General features: G+C 64.1%; 16 protein-coding genes. 7 read left to right on the forward strand and 9 right to left on the reverse strand.

Annotated features, from left to right (window positions below; genetic code table 11):
• Positions 1-87: 87 nt before the first annotated feature.
• Positions 88-1,029, reverse strand: a complete 942-nt coding sequence (locus AAD027_RS15770; RefSeq protein ID WP_341726985.1) for a LysR family transcriptional regulator — start codon at positions 1,027-1,029, stop codon at positions 88-90.
• Between the two features lie 293 nt (positions 1,030-1,322).
• Between AAD027_RS15770 and AAD027_RS15775 the strand changes: the two genes are divergently transcribed.
• Both AAD027_RS15775 and AAD027_RS15780 read left to right on the forward strand, forming a co-directional pair.
• Entirely contained in the window at positions 1,323-2,063 is a 741-nt protein-coding gene (locus AAD027_RS15775; RefSeq protein WP_341726986.1) for an SDR family NAD(P)-dependent oxidoreductase, read from the forward strand.
• 201 nt (positions 2,064-2,264) lie between these two features.
• Positions 2,265-3,098: an enoyl-CoA hydratase/isomerase family protein gene (locus AAD027_RS15780; protein ID WP_341726987.1), complete on the forward strand. Its 834-nt coding sequence runs from the start codon at positions 2,265-2,267 to the stop codon at positions 3,096-3,098.
• A gap of 307 nt (positions 3,099-3,405) precedes the next feature.
• Here the strand turns inward: AAD027_RS15780 and AAD027_RS15785 are convergent, their stop codons facing one another.
• Together AAD027_RS15785 and acs are read right to left on the reverse strand one after the other, a co-directional pair.
• Complete coding sequence (locus AAD027_RS15785) at positions 3,406-4,074, reverse strand: response regulator transcription factor (protein ID WP_341726988.1); 669 nt, start codon at positions 4,072-4,074, stop codon at positions 3,406-3,408.
• A 132-nt stretch (positions 4,075-4,206) separates the two neighbouring features.
• Positions 4,207-6,150: an acetate--CoA ligase gene (acs, locus tag AAD027_RS15790; RefSeq protein WP_341726989.1), complete on the reverse strand. Its 1,944-nt coding sequence runs from the start codon at positions 6,148-6,150 to the stop codon at positions 4,207-4,209.
• A 317-nt stretch (positions 6,151-6,467) separates the two neighbouring features.
• On the opposite strand from acs, the gene AAD027_RS15795 reads away from it, so the two are divergent.
• Both AAD027_RS15795 and AAD027_RS15800 read left to right on the forward strand, forming a co-directional pair.
• Entirely contained in the window at positions 6,468-7,865 is a 1,398-nt protein-coding gene (locus AAD027_RS15795; protein WP_341726990.1) for a DcaP family trimeric outer membrane transporter, read from the forward strand.
• Positions 7,866-7,876: 11 nt separating this feature from the next.
• Positions 7,877-9,553 carry an MFS transporter gene (locus AAD027_RS15800; RefSeq protein WP_341726991.1) on the forward strand — a complete coding sequence of 559 codons (1,677 nt, stop codon included), beginning with the start codon at positions 7,877-7,879 and terminating at the stop codon, positions 9,551-9,553.
• A gap of 193 nt (positions 9,554-9,746) precedes the next feature.
• Here the strand turns inward: AAD027_RS15800 and AAD027_RS19090 are convergent, their stop codons facing one another.
• The 6 genes from AAD027_RS19090 to AAD027_RS15825 all read right to left on the reverse strand — a co-directional run bounded on the left by AAD027_RS19090 (position 9,747) and on the right by AAD027_RS15825 (position 14,366).
• Positions 9,747-10,172, reverse strand: a complete 426-nt coding sequence (locus AAD027_RS19090; protein ID WP_425605474.1) for a GFA family protein — start codon at positions 10,170-10,172, stop codon at positions 9,747-9,749.
• Between the two features lie 304 nt (positions 10,173-10,476).
• Complete coding sequence (locus AAD027_RS15805; protein ID WP_341726992.1) at positions 10,477-10,842, reverse strand: VOC family protein; 366 nt, start codon at positions 10,840-10,842, stop codon at positions 10,477-10,479.
• Positions 10,843-10,959: 117 nt separating this feature from the next.
• Positions 10,960-11,973, reverse strand: a complete 1,014-nt coding sequence (locus AAD027_RS15810) for an alpha/beta hydrolase (protein WP_341726993.1) — start codon at positions 11,971-11,973, stop codon at positions 10,960-10,962.
• Between the two features lie 102 nt (positions 11,974-12,075).
• Complete coding sequence (locus tag AAD027_RS15815; protein WP_341726994.1) at positions 12,076-12,420, reverse strand: DUF4180 domain-containing protein; 345 nt, start codon at positions 12,418-12,420, stop codon at positions 12,076-12,078.
• Between the two features lie 232 nt (positions 12,421-12,652).
• The gene (locus AAD027_RS15820; RefSeq protein ID WP_341726995.1) at positions 12,653-12,985 is read right to left on the reverse strand and encodes an EF-hand domain-containing protein; all 333 of its coding nucleotides are present in this window, start codon (positions 12,983-12,985) and stop codon (positions 12,653-12,655) included.
• Between the two features lie 181 nt (positions 12,986-13,166).
• Entirely contained in the window at positions 13,167-14,366 is a 1,200-nt protein-coding gene (locus AAD027_RS15825; protein WP_341726996.1) for a DesA family fatty acid desaturase, read from the reverse strand.
• 142 nt (positions 14,367-14,508) lie between these two features.
• Here AAD027_RS15825 and AAD027_RS15830 point away from each other — a divergent pair, with 142 nt between their 5' ends.
• The 3 genes from AAD027_RS15830 (at position 14,509) to AAD027_RS15840 (ending at position 16,809) form a co-directional block, all read left to right on the forward strand.
• On the forward strand, positions 14,509-15,342 hold the full coding sequence (locus tag AAD027_RS15830; RefSeq protein ID WP_341726997.1) for an ABC transporter ATP-binding protein: 834 nt from the start codon (positions 14,509-14,511) through the stop codon (positions 15,340-15,342).
• Positions 15,335-16,162 (forward strand): bifunctional DNA-formamidopyrimidine glycosylase/DNA-(apurinic or apyrimidinic site) lyase, encoded by an 828-nt coding sequence (mutM, locus tag AAD027_RS15835; protein ID WP_341726998.1) that lies wholly within the window; start codon positions 15,335-15,337, stop codon positions 16,160-16,162. The genes AAD027_RS15830 and mutM overlap by 8 nt, the downstream gene beginning before the upstream one ends.
• Positions 16,163-16,242: 80 nt before the next feature.
• On the forward strand, positions 16,243-16,809 hold the full coding sequence (locus AAD027_RS15840; protein ID WP_341726999.1) for an ECF-type sigma factor: 567 nt from the start codon (positions 16,243-16,245) through the stop codon (positions 16,807-16,809).
• Positions 16,810-16,812 lie beyond the last annotated feature (3 nt).

A 16,812-nucleotide genomic window follows, 5' to 3' on the forward strand; every position in this document is an offset into this window, starting at 1 on the left:
TTCCCGGACCAGCTTTACCGCCTCAAGCTTGAACTCGGGCGTGAACGTCCGCTTTGCCATTTACCACCTCCGATTTCATCATTGCACCTAAACTAGGTGTCTGTGAAATCGGCAGCAGGCCAGTCCGCTTTTTGCTTTGTCGATCACCTTCGCGAATTCCACCACCTGTTCAAAGCACTCGATCAACAGTTCGGTGAGTGCCTGCACCTTCGGTGATGGGTGTGGGCTCGATGGGCGAACGACATAGATCCCTGCCGTGGGTGGCGGATAACGCGTCATGATGGGGACGAGTGCACCGGCGACAACGTACTCATCGGTAATCCCATCAGGTAGCCAGGCGATGCCAAGTCCCGCGACCGCGGCCGAAGCGAGGGCCGTGGCATCGTCTGCCTTGAAGCGCCCCCGTGGATGCACGGTAACGGTCTCGTTGCCGTTCATGAATTGCCAGGTTTCCGTTCCCTGCATCAGGGCCTCGTGGGCAATGATTTCCTCCGGCGTCTCGGGAGCGCCGTGCGCCGCGATGTAGTCCGGGCTGGCGACGAGCTTGCCGCGGATCGGTCCAACGCGTCTGGCGATCAGGTTGGATTCCTGGAGATAGCCAACCCGGATTGCACAATCAAAACCTTCGGCGATGAGATCGACGAAGCGATCGCTGTAACTGGTGTGGATGCCGAGCCGCGGATGGCGTTTCGCCAGCTGCGCCAGCACGGGTGCGAAGTGGGTCGGGCCAAAGGAAAGTGGTGCGGCGATCCGCAATCGCCCACGCAGCTCGCCGGTAGGCAGGATCGTTTCCCTGGCCACGTCGATCTCGGCACAGGCCCGGGCGGCATGGTCCCGGAACGTGACGCCGGCCTCTGTGAGGGCGGCACCTCGTGTGGTCCGTGCCAGAAGCTGGACGCCAAGTTCCGCTTCGACCCGGGCGAGTCGCCGGCTGACGATCGATTTCGAGACACCAAGCCGGCGGGCGGCGGGCGAGACTCCACCGGCGTCGGCAACTTCCACGAATGTCCGAAGATCTTCGATGTCCAACTTAGCGTTCCTGGTTTCGCGACGCATCCTGACATAGGAACTCCCAATGCGTCGCTCCTGTTCTCGCGACACAGTTCTCCAGAAAAGGGCACTACCGGATCGCATACGGGGGTGACAAGGTTTATTTCCTGAGCTGCGCTGCCTGGTGGCGCATGTTTCGCCTGAGCGTCCACCTCCCCGACAGCGACACAGACTGAATGCGGGCCTAAGTTCGCGGTTCAGGCCGTTGAGCGGCATTGTCTACGCGAACCACATAGATATCTGAACGAATGAATTTCGGAAAGGACAAATACATGATCGATTTGAACGGGAAGCGTGCACTGGTAACCGGGGGATCGCGGGGTATCGGAGCCGCGATCGCGCTGGCACTAGCGGACAACGGGGCCGACGTCGCATTCACTTATCAGAACTCAGTTGAGAAAGCTGAAGCGGTGGCCAAGTCGATCGAGAAAACGGGGCGTCGCGCGGTCGCCATCCAAGCCGACAGCACCGACCCGGAGGCCATCTCGCGCTCCGTGAACGATGCCGTCTCGACGCTTGGCGGGCTCGACATCCTCGTCAACAGCGCAGCGATTGGTCACGCTGGAATGATCGCCGACCTTGACCTGCACGACTATCAGGCAGTGATGGACATCAATGTGCGAGCGCCGGTTTTTTTTGCGAAGGCGGTTATTCCGCATCTCGCGGGAGGGGGACGCATCATCACGATCGGTTCGGCCCTAGGGGAGCGGGTTCCGTTTACGGGCATAACGCCTTATGCGATGTCCAAGGCGGCACTTACCTCCTTCACCCGCGGCCTTTCGCGCGAGCTCGGCCCGATGGGCATCACCGTGAATCTTGTGCAACCTGGCGCAACCAATACGGATGCAAATCCGGCGGATGGCGAGACTGCCGATTTCCAGCGAAGCCTGACGTCCTTGGGGCGCTACGCCGAGCCACGCGAAATCGCGAACGCTGTGGTCTTTCTTGCCAGTCCCGCCGCAAGCATGATCACGGGCGCCACCTTGACCGTCGACGGAGGCGCAATCGCTTGAGCGAACTCGATGTTCTCTCAATGGTCAATCGCCTGCTGTGGCTGGTAAGGACGCATATCAATGAGTTCAGATCCTATCCTCCTAATGGTGGCACGGGCGCTATCGGGCGCTTGGACACCTCGCGCGCTTATTGAGAATAGGCGAAACGTTTTGGCGTGAACCTATGGACGTGCCAGTAATCCACTAGATGGAAAATTGAATATGACAGACAAGACATACAGCCGGATTCACATCTCTCGGGCTGGAAGCGTCACCAGAGTCACGATCGATAATCCGCCGGTGAACTTGCTTGATGTGGCTTTGATGGTTGAGATTCGCCACTATCTTCTATCCGTTCGCGACGACCCAACCATTCGCGTGATCGTCTTTCAGAGCGCAGATCCGGAGTTCTTCATCGCGCATGTCGACATGACGCTGATCGATGAGCCGCAGGCCTTCGACGAAGTCGCCCGCGATGCGCCTGAAGGCCTCAACCCGTTCCAGGCATTCGGCGAACTTCTACGGGAGCAGCCGCAGGTGACGATCATCAAGCTCGCCGGTTTCGCGCGCGGAGGCGGTGCAGAGTTCGTCGCGGCGGCCGACATGGCGTTTGCCGCCGAGGGCCGGGCGGGGCTGGCCCAGTGCGAGGCGTTGATGGGTATCACGCCCGGGGGTGGCGCTACCCAGTATCTGTCCAGTCGAATGACGCGCGGGCGCGCTCTCGAAGTGATCCTCGGCGCCGATCTTGTCGACGCTGCGACGGCGGAACGCTACGGTTGGATCAACCGGGCATTGCCGGCGGCCGAACTCGACGACTTCGTTGATCGCTTGGCGAACAACATCGCCGCATTGCCGGAGGGCGTGATTGCCGCAGCCAAGAAGGCCTTGCCCGCGGAAGACTTGCAGGAAGGTTTCCGTCGCGAGCACGACGCGTGGGCAGGCCTCTTCGAACGTCCCGCTGCCGCAAGTCTCATTCGGGGCGGACTCAAGATCGGTGCACAGACGAAGGACGGTGAGCGGAAACTCGAAGATCTGCTTCGTGGTCTGGAGATATGAGTTTCGCCAAACCCGCCGATTCCGGGCTTAGAGGAAGTTGGGGCATACAACAATGATTTCAGATCCTGTTCTCCCAATGGGCGGCACGAGCGCCATCGGACGCTTGACCGCCCGCGCGCTTCGCAGCGTTTACCCCGACAACGATTCTGCTCCTTCGATTAAGCGCATGGAGCCCTTGCTACCAAATGGCGACACGTGAATGTGACTATGCGACGGCTTACTCGGCCGGCACGCCCTCGCCTTCTTCGACCGCTTTGATCGCAGAACGCCGACCATGCGGCCGCCGAACCGGCCACCGCGCCTTCGGTTACTCCGCTTCCTCCAGCGGCAGCACGATGCCGTCCGGGTCCACCGCCAGACGTCCGGCGGCCAGCACGGCCTGGGTGCGGTTGGTGACGCCCAGCTTGCGCAGGATGGCGGTGACGTGGGCCTTGATGGTGGCCTCGGACACGCCCAGGTCGTAGGCGATCTGCTTGTTGAGGCGGCCGACGCCGAGCATCTGCAGCACCTTGAACTGCTGCGGGGTCAGGTCGCGCAGGCGCTGGGCGATCTCCTGCTCGTCGCGGGACGTGGCCGGTGCGTTGTGCGCTTCCTCCGGCGCCCAGCGCTCGCCTTCCAATACCACGCCGATGGCCTCGCCGATGGTGTCCGAATCGGCCGACTTGGGAATGAAGCCCAGTGCGCCATGGTCCAGCGCGCGGCGCATCACCGCCGGTTCCTCGCGCGCGGACACGATGACCACCGGCAACTGCGGGTGCAGCGCGCGCAGGTGCACCAGCGCGTTGAAGCCCTGCGCACCGGGCATGTTGAGATCCATCAGCAACAGGTCGGCATCGGGGTGCGCGTCCACGAGGGCATACAGCGCGTCGACGCTGTCGGCCTCATGCAGTTTCACGCCGGGCATGACCCGCTGCACCGCCCCGCGCAAGGCTTCGCGGAACAGCGGGTGGTCGTCGGCGATCAGCAGGGTGGGCATCGGTAGAGCCGGGATTGGAGATTCGGGAGTCGGGATGGAGACATCATGCCGCCCGGGGGAAGGAAACCCAAGCGTGGTGATGATGGGTACGGCTTCTTCGAATCCCGAATCCCTTCATCCCGAATCTCCGCCTCAGCGCACCTTGCGCTCCGCCACCAGCGATTCGACCACGGACGGATCCGCCAGCGTCGAGGTATCGCCCAGTTGCTCGGGCGCGTTCTCGGCGATCTTGCGCAGGATGCGGCGCATGATCTTGCCCGAGCGCGTCTTCGGCAGGCCCGGCGCCCACTGCAGATGGTCCGGGGTGGCGATGGGGCCGATCTCCTTGCGCACCCAGGCCACCAGTTCCTTCTGCAGTTCGTCGCTCTGCGCCTCGCCCGCCTTCAGGGTGACGTAGGCGTAGATGCCCTGGCCCTTGATGTCGTGCGGGAAGCCGACCACCGCCGCCTCGGCGACCTTGGGATGCGCGACCAGCGCGCTTTCCACTTCGGCGGTGCCGATGCGGTGGCCGCTGACGTTGATGACGTCATCGACGCGGCCGGTGATCCAGTAGTAGCCGTCCTCGTCGCGACGGCAGCCGTCGCCGGTGAAGTAGGTGCCCGGATAGGTGCGGAAATAGGTGTCGATGAAGCGCTGGTGGTCGCCGTAGACGCTACGCATCTGGCCGGGCCAGGAATCCAGCAGCACCAGGTTGCCCTCGGTGGCGCCCTCCAGCACTTCGCCACCGGCGTCCACCAGCGCGGGCCGCACGCCGAAGAACGGCAGCGTGGCCGAGCCGGGCTTGAGGTCGATGGCGCCGGCCAGCGGCGTGATCAGGATGCCGCCGGTCTCGGTCTGCCACCAGGTATCGACGATCGGGCAACGGCCGTCGCCGACCACGTCGTAGTACCAGCGCCAGGCCTCCGGATTGATCGGCTCGCCCACGCTGCCCAGCAGGCGCAGCGAGGCACGCGAGGTCTTCTTCACCGGCGCCTCGCCCTCGCGCATCAGCGCGCGGATCGCGGTGGGCGCGGTGTAGAAGATGGTGACCTTGTGCTTGTCGATGACCTCCCAGAAGCGCGAGACGCTGGGATAGTTGGGCACGCCCTCGAACATCACCGCGGTGGCGCCGTTGGCAAGCGGCCCGTAGACGATGTAGCTGTGGCCGGTGACCCAGCCGACGTCGGCGGTGCACCAGTAGACGTCGTCCTCGCGCAGGTCGAACACCGCCTCGTGCGTGTAGCTGGCGTACAGCAGATAGCCGCCGGTGGTGTGCAGCACGCCCTTCGGCTTGCCGGTGCTGCCGGAGGTGTAGAGGATGAACAGCGGGTCCTCGGCGTTCATGCGCTCGGGCTCGCATTCGGCCGGCTGCCCATCGACCACGGCGTCGAACCAACGGTCGCGCGGCATCTGCATGTCCACCGCGCCGCCGGTGTGGCGCACGACCAGCACGGTCTCGACGGAATTGGTGCCCGGCAGTTTGAGCGCGGCGTCGACGTTCGCCTTCAACGGCACCTTCTTGCCGCCGCGCAGACCTTCGTCGGCGGTGATGATCAGCTTGCTGCCGCAGTCGGCCACGCGGTCGGCGATGGAGTTGGGCGCGAAACCGCCGAACACCACCGAGTGGATCGCGCCGATGCGCGCGCAGGCCAGCATCGCCGCGGCGGCATCGGGGATCATCGGCAGGTAGAGGGTGACGCGGTCGCCCTTCTGCACGCCCAGCGCGCGCAGCGCGTTGGCCAGCTTGCAGGTGCGTTCGTACAGCTCGCGGTAGGTCACGCCGTAGGAAGGCGTGTCGGGGCTGTCCGGCTCGAACAGCAGCGCGACCTTGTCGCCGCGCGTGGCCAGCTGCCGGTCCAGGCAGTTGACGCTGGCGTTGAGCTCGCCGTCGGCGAACCAGCGGATATGGAAGTCGTCCAGGGCGTAGCTGACGTCCTTGATCCGGGTGGGCTTCTTGAACCATTGCAGCCGCTCGGCCGCCTGGCCCCAGAAGGCCTCCGGATCCTCGATCGAGGCCTGGTAGTCGCGCAGGTAGGCCTCGCGCGTGATGCGGGCCCTGGCGGCGAATTCCGGCTTGACCGGATACAGATCAGTCATGGCGTCCTCCCGAAGACGTTCGAAACAAGCGAAACAAGACAAGCGATTCTGACAGCAATGCCGTGCCGGCCGCGAGGACCGGACAAGCGCCCCGAGTTTGACGCATTCCGCCGTGCGGCATTGCAACATGGGGCTTAGACCTTGGTCTTAAATCCGCGCTCGCCGGCGCGGGCCGCGCATACGGAAACGTAACAACGACGGGACCTTGCGAGCGCGGCCGGGCACTTACGACTAATGGCGAATAGGCGCCGACGATGCTCTGGCGCAAGTCTGCAGTCCAGCCGCGCAACGCGGCCATTAGCCTTTCGGGAGGGGTTATGACCAAACGTTCCGCATCCATGGCGCGACGGCCGCTGGCCGCCGCGCTGTTCGTCGCACTGATCGCGCCGGGCATGGCGTTCGCGCAGACCGCGAAGGAAAAAGCGCTGGAGGCCCGCGTGGCCGAACTGGAGCGGCAGGTGCAACTGCTGCTTTCCTCGCAGCAACAGCAGCAGACGCAGATCTCCACCACGCAGGAACAGGTGACGCAGGTGCAGGCGGCGCAGGCCGCGCAGCCCGCCGCCGCGAAGCCCGGCATCCAGCAGACGCCGATCTCCGCCGGTGCAGGCCCCAATACGCGCTTCACGTACGGCGGCTTCATCAAGCTGGACGCCTCGGTCACCAGCACCAACGACGGCGACATCGCCGACGGCTCGGTCGGCCGCCTGTTCTACGTGCCCAAGACCATCCCGGTCGGCGGCGGCGCCGCCAGGGAAGGCGGGGCCAACACCGACATGGGCGCCAACTTCTCGCGCTTCTGGTTCGCCACCGACACCGACCTGGACAGCGGCGACAAGATCAAGAGCTACCTGGAATTCGATCTGTTCGGCGGCGGCAGCACCGCCTTCACCGGCAACGAAGTGGCCACCAACACCTATGCGCTGACCTTGCGCCAGGCCTACGTGACCTGGAACAACTGGCTGGCCGGCCAGGCCTGGACCAACTTCCAGGACACCGCCGCGCTGCCGGACACCGTGGACTTCCTGGGCCCGACCGAAGGCACGGTGTTCGTGCGCCAGGCGCAGTTGCGCTACACCAAGGGACCCTGGTCGGTCTCGGTGGAAAACCCGGAAACCGTGCTCACGCCCTACCAGGGCAACATGGCGCAGATCCAGGCCGACAAGGGCGCGGTGCCGGACTTCACCGTGCGCTACAACCCCAAGGGCGACTGGGGCCACTTCAGCGTCGCCGGCCTGGTGCGCCAGCTGAAGTACCGCAACGGTCCGGCCGACATCGACGAGGACAAGTTCGGCTACGGCATCAGCATTTCGGGCAAGTGGAACCTGGGCGCGAACGACGACATCCGCTACATGCTCACCGGCGGCGAGGGCATCGGCCGCTACGTCGGTCTGGCGCTGAACAACGACGCGGTGCTGGACGTGGACGGCAACCTGGACAACATCGGCGTGCTGGCCGGCTTCGTCGGCTGGCGCCATGCGTTCGGTCCCAAGCTGCGCACCAACGTCTTCTACTCGCGCGCCGAGTACGACAACGAGACCGCCCTCACCGGGCTGGGCATCACCAAGGGCGCGCAATCCGCGCACGTCAACCTGATCTACACGCCGTTGCCGAAGCTGGACGTCGGCGCCGAACTCATCTGGGGCAAGCGCGAACTCGAGAACGGCGACAGTGGCGAGCTGAACCGCCTGCAGACCCACATCAAGTACACCTTCTGAGGGTAACCCTAATGTCCAGCACAACCGCAAACGGGGCCGGCGCACCGGCCACGCTCACCCAGGGCCACAAGCGCGTCATCATCGCATCCAGCCTGGGCACCATCTTCGAGTGGTACGACTTCTATCTCTACGGCTCGTTGGCGGCCGTCATCGCCGTGCACTTCTTCTCGTCGCTGCCGTCCGGCTCCGCATTCGTGATGGCGCTGCTGACCTTCGCGGCGGGCTTCGCGGTGCGCCCGTTCGGCGCCATCGTGTTCGGCCGGCTGGGCGACATGATCGGGCGCAAGTACACGTTCCTGGTGACCATCGTCATCATGGGCATATCCACGTTCCTGGTGGGCGTGCTGCCTACCTACGCGTCCATCGGCATCGCCGCCCCCATCCTGCTGGTGGTCCTGCGATGCCTGCAGGGCCTGGCACTGGGCGGCGAGTACGGCGGTGCGGCGACGTACGTGGCCGAACATGCCCCAATGGGCAAGCGCGGCCTGTACACCAGCTTCATCCAGACCACGGCCACCATCGGCCTGTTCCTGTCGCTGCTGGTGATCCTGGGCTGCCGCAAGCTGCTGGGCGAGGAGGCGTTCAGCGCGTGGGGCTGGCGCATTCCGTTCCTGATCTCCTTCGTGCTGCTGCTGGTCTCGGTGTGGATCCGCATGAAGTTGAACGAATCGCCGATGTTCCAGCAGATGAAGGCCGAAGGTAAGCAGTCCAAGGCGCCGCTGACCGAGAGCTTCGGCACCTGGAGCAACGGCAAGATCGTGTTGCTGGCGCTGTTCGGTGCAACCGCCGGCCAGGCCGTGGTGTGGTACGCCGGCCAGTTCTACGCGCTGTTCTTCATGACGCAGACGCTGAAAGTGGACGCGGTGACGGCCAACCTGTTCATCGCGGCGGCGCTGGCGATCGCCACCGGCGGCTTCATCCTGTTCGGCTGGCTGTCGGACAAGATCGGCCGCAAGCCCATCATCATGGCCGGCTGCCTGCTGGCCGCCATCACCTACTTCCCAATCTTCAAGGGCCTGACCCACTACGCCAACCCGGCGCTGGAAGCGGCCGCGGCCACTTCGCCGGCCGTGGTGGCGGCGGACCCCGCCGACTGCTCGTTCCAGTTCGTCCCCGGCGAGCTGAAGGGCCACGTCAAGTTCACCAACTCCTGCGACGTGGTGAAGAACCTGCTCAACGCCCGCAGCGTTCCGTACACCAACGAGAAAGCGGCGGCCGGCACGCTGGCCAGCGTGCGCATCGGCGATAAGGTGATCCAGAGCGTCAACGTCAATGCGCTGTCGCCGGAAGAAGCCAAGGCGGCGCAGGACAAGCTGTCGGCCGATGTGACCGAGGCCATCAACGCCGCCGGTTATCCGGCCAAGGCCGACAACGACCAGATGAACAAGCCGATGGTGCTGCTGCTGCTGACCATCCTGGTGATCTACGTGACCATGGTGTACGGCCCGATCGCGGCGTGGCTGGTGGAACTGTTCCCCACCCGCATCCGCTACACCTCGATGTCGCTGCCGTACCACATCGGCAATGGCTGGTTCGGCGGCTTCCTGCCCACCACCGCGTTCGCCCTGGTGCTGTTGACCGGCAACATCTACTACGGCCTGTGGTACCCGATCATCGTGGCGCTGATGACGTTCGTGATCGGCACGTTCTTCCTGAAGGAAACCAAGGACGTGGACATCACGAAGTAACGCAACCCTCTCCCCCCGCGCCGGATTGCCCTCCGGCGCAACCTCGACGCCGGCCCTCGTGGCCGGCGTTTTCTTTGCGCCGATATGGAGCCAGAGGCGGGCCTGTCGGCATCTCTACGCCCCGACGCCCGAATCAGGCCGGCCCATGAAGCGGCATCGGCCTGGATGAGTTGTCAGATGCCGCCCCACCTCTCTACGCCCTGGATGGCACCGCAGTGCTGCTCTTCGGAAAGCGCGGCAGGTGGTCACTGGTGTCGAACCAAGGTACGCGGGAACTTGTCCAGACGTGGTCCTGCACCTGCACGCGGCCAGGCTCATCGAGGCTGCCGACGCAGACTTGCACCCGATCGCCCAGGACCTCCTCCCGCATGCCCAGCGTGCTGCCGCAGGACGAGCAGAATGCCCGCTCCGCGAACCGGGATGAGCGATACCAGCTTGGCTGCGAACCGAGCCATGCGAATGACTCGGCAGGGAAGTGGACGAAAGCGAGGGCCGGCGCGCCGGAATGCCTGCGGCACATCCCACAGTGGCAGATCACGCCACGGACAGGCTGGGAAGTAGCCCGGAACCGTACGGATCCACACAGGCATCCGCCCTCGAATATCTGACTATCGGACATGCGCGAACTCCGCGGCGCCTAACGCCTGGGTCGGGCCGACCCGCGAAGCGGTATCGGCTTGAATGAATTGCTAAGCATCAGCCTGTCCGACTTGGCGACGGCGGAAGCACGACGATAAGGAGCGTCGCCAGTGGTCCGATAAAGATTGAACCAAGCCACCAGCCAAGGCCACTTCGTCCCTTGGACTGAGCCAAGCCGGCATTGATAAGGGACAAGGTTCCCCAACCAACAAAGAATTCAGAACTCGCTTGCATGATCTCCCCTGTTCTTATGCCTAACGCCTGAAATCGGCTTGAATGGATTGTCAGGGCGCACCCGACGGCTCATGCTGCAAGATGTTGACGAGCTTGCCAAATGGATCCCGAACGTAGAACCGACGGACGCCCCAAGGCTCGCTTATGGGACCGTATTCAATAGGGGTTCCAGAGTCCTTGACTCTCCGAAGAGCCTCCGCAAGATCGTCCACCTCTATCGAAAGATCAGGAACTGGCGTGTCCGAACCGCCTTGACTGGCAATACTGACTTGAACCGTCATTTTTGACGCGGAAGCATAAGTGCGAAGCCAGCCATGATCCATGACCACATCGAGACCCAGCACCCCACGATAGAACGCATCTGCTGCCTCGACGTCGCCGGTCTCGATGTTGGCAACGATCCGTTGAATCTTCATCACAGTCACTCCAAAGAGAGCAGAGCATTGGAACACAAAGATCGCTTGTCTTCGGTCCCTGCCTGGAACGTTAAGGCATATGGTTACGACCCAAGCAACAACATGCAGGGCGTCGTGTCAGAGGATCTTGATTTCCCTTAGCCACTCGATAGCATCATCCATCCAGCGATCAGTGTCCGTGCCTTGCTTCCTGACTCCAAAAGCATGCCCGCCGGTCTCATAGATGATGAGCTTCACGTTCACGCCGGCTTTCTTCAATTCCCTCTCGTACACTTCCGAAAAATGGACCGGATCAACCGGGTCGTCTTTTGCATGTACGAGAAGAGTTGGTGGCACTTCCGCGGAAACCACAATGTCGGTATTGAGTTCTTGCGCCGCTATTTCCCTTGGAGTCTTGTTCTTGTGCTCCATCGTCATGTGCCCCGGATAAACAGGTATCGCGAAATCCGGACGACTGCTCACTTGATCGATTTCATCGACGGGATCGTACGATCGCTCCTTGAAGGCCGTGCTGGAAAGAACCGCCATATTCCCTCCGGCTGAAAAGCCCATGACGCCAATTTTATCGGGGTCTATGCCGTATTCATTCGCGTTGTGCCGAACGATAGAAATAGCCCTTTGAGCGTCTTGCAGCGCCATTGGAATATCAGGCGCCACATGCCTGTGAGCTTCCCGATTCCAATTGCATCCGGTATTGGGGACCCGATATTTCAAAAGAACGCAGGTGACGCCAGAGTCAGTCAGCCACTTGCATACATCGGCACCGTTGACCCCGATCGTGCTTTTCTGGCCAATCGCCAACGCTTTGTATCCGCCCCCTGGAAACACGATGACGGCTGATCGTGCGGAAGGAGCTTGTGGGTAATAAAGCAGGAATGTCGGATGGGTATTGGCCCACTCTTCGTTGGCAAGTTCTCTTATCCCGTCTTGCAGAACCTTGGAGTCTTCGGGCCATAACGGCACTTCTTGTGAATAGGTCGGTGCGGGCGAAGAATCGAGAGTGCCCCCTGGATGCGGCTGTGCGTCAACGGAACTGCCTATAGAAGGTCGTTCGGAGCTTGAGGCAAAAAGAGAAGAAGAAAGAGCCAATAGAAAGACCGCATCCAGAGTGCGAAGACGGAAGGGATACATTTGCGTTGTGTCCTTTGGCGTCTGGTGCTTTGAAGGCTTATCAGCAGGGCCGAACGCCTGAATCAAGCCGCGCCGCGAAGTGGCGTCGGCTTGAATGAATTGCTAGGCACTGGCCCCACCACCCGCACGCAGCCAATCAATTGCCTCTTGTGGGGCGCGAAAGAACCGCACATGCGGATGAGTAGAGTGCTCCAAGGCTAGCTCGGAGAATCGCTGCCCGTATGCGCTTGGATCAGGACATACGAAAGCGGTCTTGACTCCGTAGTTAACGAGCTTTTGTAGAAGCTCGCCCGCAACTCCGCTTTCAAGGCGAAAGAAATCATGCCCAACGTCATTCTCGGTCAGAAGTAGCCCATCCGTACCCAAGCACAGACTAATCGCGTCTGCGACCTGAGTCTTGTCTTGGATGACCAAGCGATGTTCCGAAGCGATTGTGATGTTCATCATGAATAACCGAGGAAACGATACCACTGCCTAACTACATTCGGACCCCGAATCCGGGGATAAGAAATTCGTGTCCAGCTTCAGTCGGACGGCAGTCAAGCAGATAAGGCTTGTTAGAACAACGGATTGGCCACTCATTGCGGGACCGCCTGCCGTCAAACCGGCATTGCGCCTCCCATGCATTCCGCCGGATAACCACGCCAACCCGCACGCCCACGACTGGAACCGACCGCCATCACCGCGGCGGCGCGGCCAGTTCCTTCTCGCTGAGGAATCCGTCGCCGTCCGCGTCCTGTCGCTTGAAGCGCTCGGCCAACTGGGCCAGGTGCGCTTCGCGGGTGATCGGCTTGCCCTTGCCGCCCGGCAGTTCGTCGGTGCCGAGTACGCCGTCCTTGTTGCGGTCCATGCGGTCGAAGGCGTAGCTCATCCACTGCTGGTACTCGGCCAGGCTGACGCGGCCGTCGCCGTCGGTATCCATGCGCGCCAGATAGTCGCTGGTGGCGGTGACCTGCGCATGCGCGGCAAAAGGCAAGCAGAGGAGGACGAGCGGAAGGCATCGCGGGTACATGCCGCATTGTAGAGCCGGGCTTGCCCGGTTCGGCAAGCGTGCCGGATCGCGAGGCGAATCGATTGAAGAACGAACGGGCCCACCTGCCTGTCGTTCGGAGGCAGACGGGATACCGCCTTTCGTCCAGTGCGTGGACGTGGCGAAACGTGCGGTCGCGACTTACGTCGCTCCTACAGGGGGACTAGTGCGCCAGTGCGTAGCCCTTGAGGCGGGCGGAATAGTCCTGCAAGGCGCGGATGCCGCTGGCCTCGGCTTCCTGGCACCAGAGCTGCAACTGCTTCAGCCGTTCGGAGGCGTCGTGGGTGCGGGCTTCCAGCAGGGCGGCCAGTCGCGCGCGGTGTTCCATCAGCGCGCGGATGCGCGGGCGCTGGGCGACCCACTGCTGCAGTTGCTCGCGCGCGTCAGGCTTCAGCCAGCGGCCGTCGTCCACCAGCCCGCGCCGCAGCTGGCGCGGCAGCAGCTGGCGCAGCCGGGCACCGGCCTGTGCGGCTTCTTCCTTCAACGCCGGCATCAGCACGTTGCGCTGGTAATCGGTCATGGCCTGGAAGCGGTGCGACAGCAGCGCCTTCAGCGTGTCGGTATCCGGCACGGCAATGTTCGGGCGGATATCCAGCGTGGGCGCCACGCGCAGCACCTTGGCCAGCCGTACTTTCTCCAGGCCCTTGATGACCGCCCAGCCGATGTCGAATTCCCAGCGCCGCATCGAGAAGCGCGCCGAGCTGGGGAAGGCATGGTGGTTGTTGTGCAGTTCCTCGCCGCCGATCCACACGCCCCACGGGGTGAGGTTGGTGGAAGTGTCGGCGGATTCGAAGTTGCGGTAGCCCCACCAATGGCCCAGGCCGTTCACCACGCCGGCGGCCCAGAAGGGAATCCACGCCATCTGGACGGCCCAGAGCGCGATGCCGGGAATGCCGAACAGCGCGAAATTCACCAGCAGCATCGCCGTCGGCCCCAGCGTGGCGTGCGGGGCGTAGAGATGGCGCTCGATCCAGTCGTCCGGCGCGCCCTTGCCGTACTGCTCGATGTCGGCCCGTTGCCAACGCGCCTCGCGGTACAGTTCCACGCCGCGCCAGAACACGTTGCCGATGCCCTTGGTCCGCGGGCTGTGCGGGTCCTCTTCGGTTTCCACCTTGGCGTGGTGCTTGCGGTGGATGGCCACCCATTCCTTGGTGATCATGGACGTGGTGAGCCAGGTCCAGAAACGGAAGAAATGGTTCAGCACGGGATGGAAGTCGACGCCGCGGTGCGCTTGGCTGCGGTGCAGGTACAGCGTGACCGAGAAGATGGTCAGCTGGGTGAATACCAGCAGCGTCACCAGCAGGCCCGCCCAACCCAGACCCAGCAGGCCACCGGTCAGGAACGGGAAGATCGCGTCGAACATGGCAGCCGGGCTCCGGGGGAACGAGGGCACGGAAAGGCCGTGCCGGCGGGACAATAATGCCGCCTGGCACGGCAAACTTCACCCGTCGCCGGCGTATGGTATTCAGATCCTTTCCGGCATCCCCCGCCCTGCCCTCATCCCGATGAACCTACCCGCCAGCCCGCCGCTCCCGACGATGGTCGCCCCGCTGTTCGAACTCGACCGCGCCACTGTGGTGCGCGGCCCGTCGCGCGTGCTGCGCGACCTGTCGCTGACGATTCCCCTGGGCCAGCACACCGCCATCCTGGGACCGAACGGCTGCGGCAAGTCGACCTTAATCAAGCTGATCAACCGCGAGCTCTACCCGCTGGCGCGCGAGGGCGATGCGCCGGTGAAAGTGTTCGGCCTGCGCCGCTGGAACGTCAGCGAACTGCGCAACCGCCTGGGCGTGGTGACCAGCGACCTGACCCACGACCTGCAGCAGATGCCGTTCCTGCGCGTGGAGGATGCGGTGGTCACCGGCTTCTTCTCCAGCTTCGTGGTGCCGCCGCACCGCGAGGTCGGCGCCGACATGCGCGAGCGTGCCCGCAAAGCGCTGGCCGACGTGCGCGCCACCGCGTTGGCGGACCGGCAGGTGGCGGAACTCTCCACCGGCGAGATGCGCCGCGTGCTGATCGCCCGCGCCCTGGTGCACGAACCCGAGGCGCTGCTGCTGGACGAACCCACGGCGGGACTCGACCTGGTGGCGCGGCAGCACTTCCTCGGCCTGATGCGCGGCCTGGCCCAGCGCGGCATCACGCTGGTGCTGGTGACGCACCACATCGAGGAGATCATCCCCGAGATCGACCGCGTGCTGCTGCTGCGCGACGGCACGGTGTACGCCGACGGCGACCGTGCCGCCACGCTGACCGAGACGCACCTGAGCCACGCCTTCGGCGGTCCGGTGCAGGTGCGCCGCGATGGCGACTATTACGGAGCCTTCCCCGGCCATGCCTGAACTGCCCGAAGTCGAAACCACCCGCCGCGGGCTGGCGCCGCACATCGAAGGCCGCCGCATCCAGTCGGTGACGCTGCGCCGGCCCGACCTGCGCTGGCCGATCCCGCCGGAAGTGGCGCGCGACCTGCCGGGCCAGCGCATCGAGGCCGTGCGCCGGCGCGCCAAGTACCTGCTGGTGGATACCGCCGCCGGCAGCGCGCTGCTGCACCTGGGCATGTCCGGCAGCCTGCGCGTGCTGCCGGCCACGATTCCGGTTTCCACGCACGACCACGTGGACATCGCGTTTGCCGGCAGCGCCGGCAAGCCGGGTCGCGTGCTGCGCTTCAATGACCCGCGCCGCTTCGGCAGCCTGCTGTGGCAGCCGCTCGGCGAGGTGCACCCGCTGTTGCGGGGACTGGGGCCGGAACCGCTGTCGGACGACTTCGACGGCGACTACCTGTTCGACCTGAGCCGTGGCCGCAGGGCGCCGGTGAAGACCTTCCTGATGGACCAGGCGGTGGTGGTGGGCGTGGGCAACATCTACGCGGCCGAGAGCCTGTTCCGCGCCGGCATCTCGCCGCTGCGCGCGGCCGGCAAGGTCTCGCGGGAACGCTACGCGGCGCTGGCCGGCGCGGTGAAGGCGATCCTGACCCATGCCATCGCCCGCGGCGGCACCACGTTGCGCGATTTCCTCAGCCCCGACGGCGCGCCGGGGTACTTCGAGCAGGAACTGTCCGCGTACGGGCGCGGCGGCGAGCCCTGCCCGCGCTGCGGGCGGCCGATGAAGCAGGCCAGCATCGGCCAGCGCGCCACGGTCTGGTGCGGGCACTGCCAGCGCTGAACCGGCGCCCGCCCTTCCGCCTACACATCGCCCTCCCCGATTGACGTTATATTCCTCACCTTGGCGTCTGGGGAAGAGAGATGGCCGATACACCCGATATCACCCTGTGGCTGGACTCGGCCCGGGGCGGCGACCGCGCCGCGCTGGACCGCGTGCTCGCCACGCTGTACCAGGAACTGCACACCATGGCCCGCCGCCAGTTGTCGGGGCAGCACGGCTACACGCTCGATGCGACCGCGCTGGTGCACGAGTCCTACCTGAAGCTGATCGGCAGCGGCGGCAACGCCAAGTTCGAGGATCGTGCGCACTTCTTCGCCTATGCCGCCTCGTCGATGCGCAGCGTGGTGGTGGACTACGCGCGCAGCCGGCTGGCGCGCAAGCGCGGCGGCGACCTCAAGCGCGTGGCCGACATTCCCGAGGAAGTGGAAGGCCACCTGCGCCTGGACGAGGACATGCTGGCGCTGAACGACGCGCTGGAGAAGTTGTCGCTGGCCGACGAGCGCCTGGCCCAAGTGGTGGAAATGCGCTACTTCGCCGGCCTTTCCGAACTGGAGATCGCCGAACTGCTGCAGCGTTCCGAGCGCAGCATCCGCCGCGACTGGCAGAAGGCGCGGCTGTTCCTGCTGTCGGCCATGCAGGAAAACTGAGGC

The organism is Pseudoxanthomonas putridarboris (assembly GCF_038321125.1).
Lineage (GTDB): Bacteria > Pseudomonadota > Gammaproteobacteria > Xanthomonadales > Xanthomonadaceae > Pseudoxanthomonas_A > Pseudoxanthomonas_A putridarboris.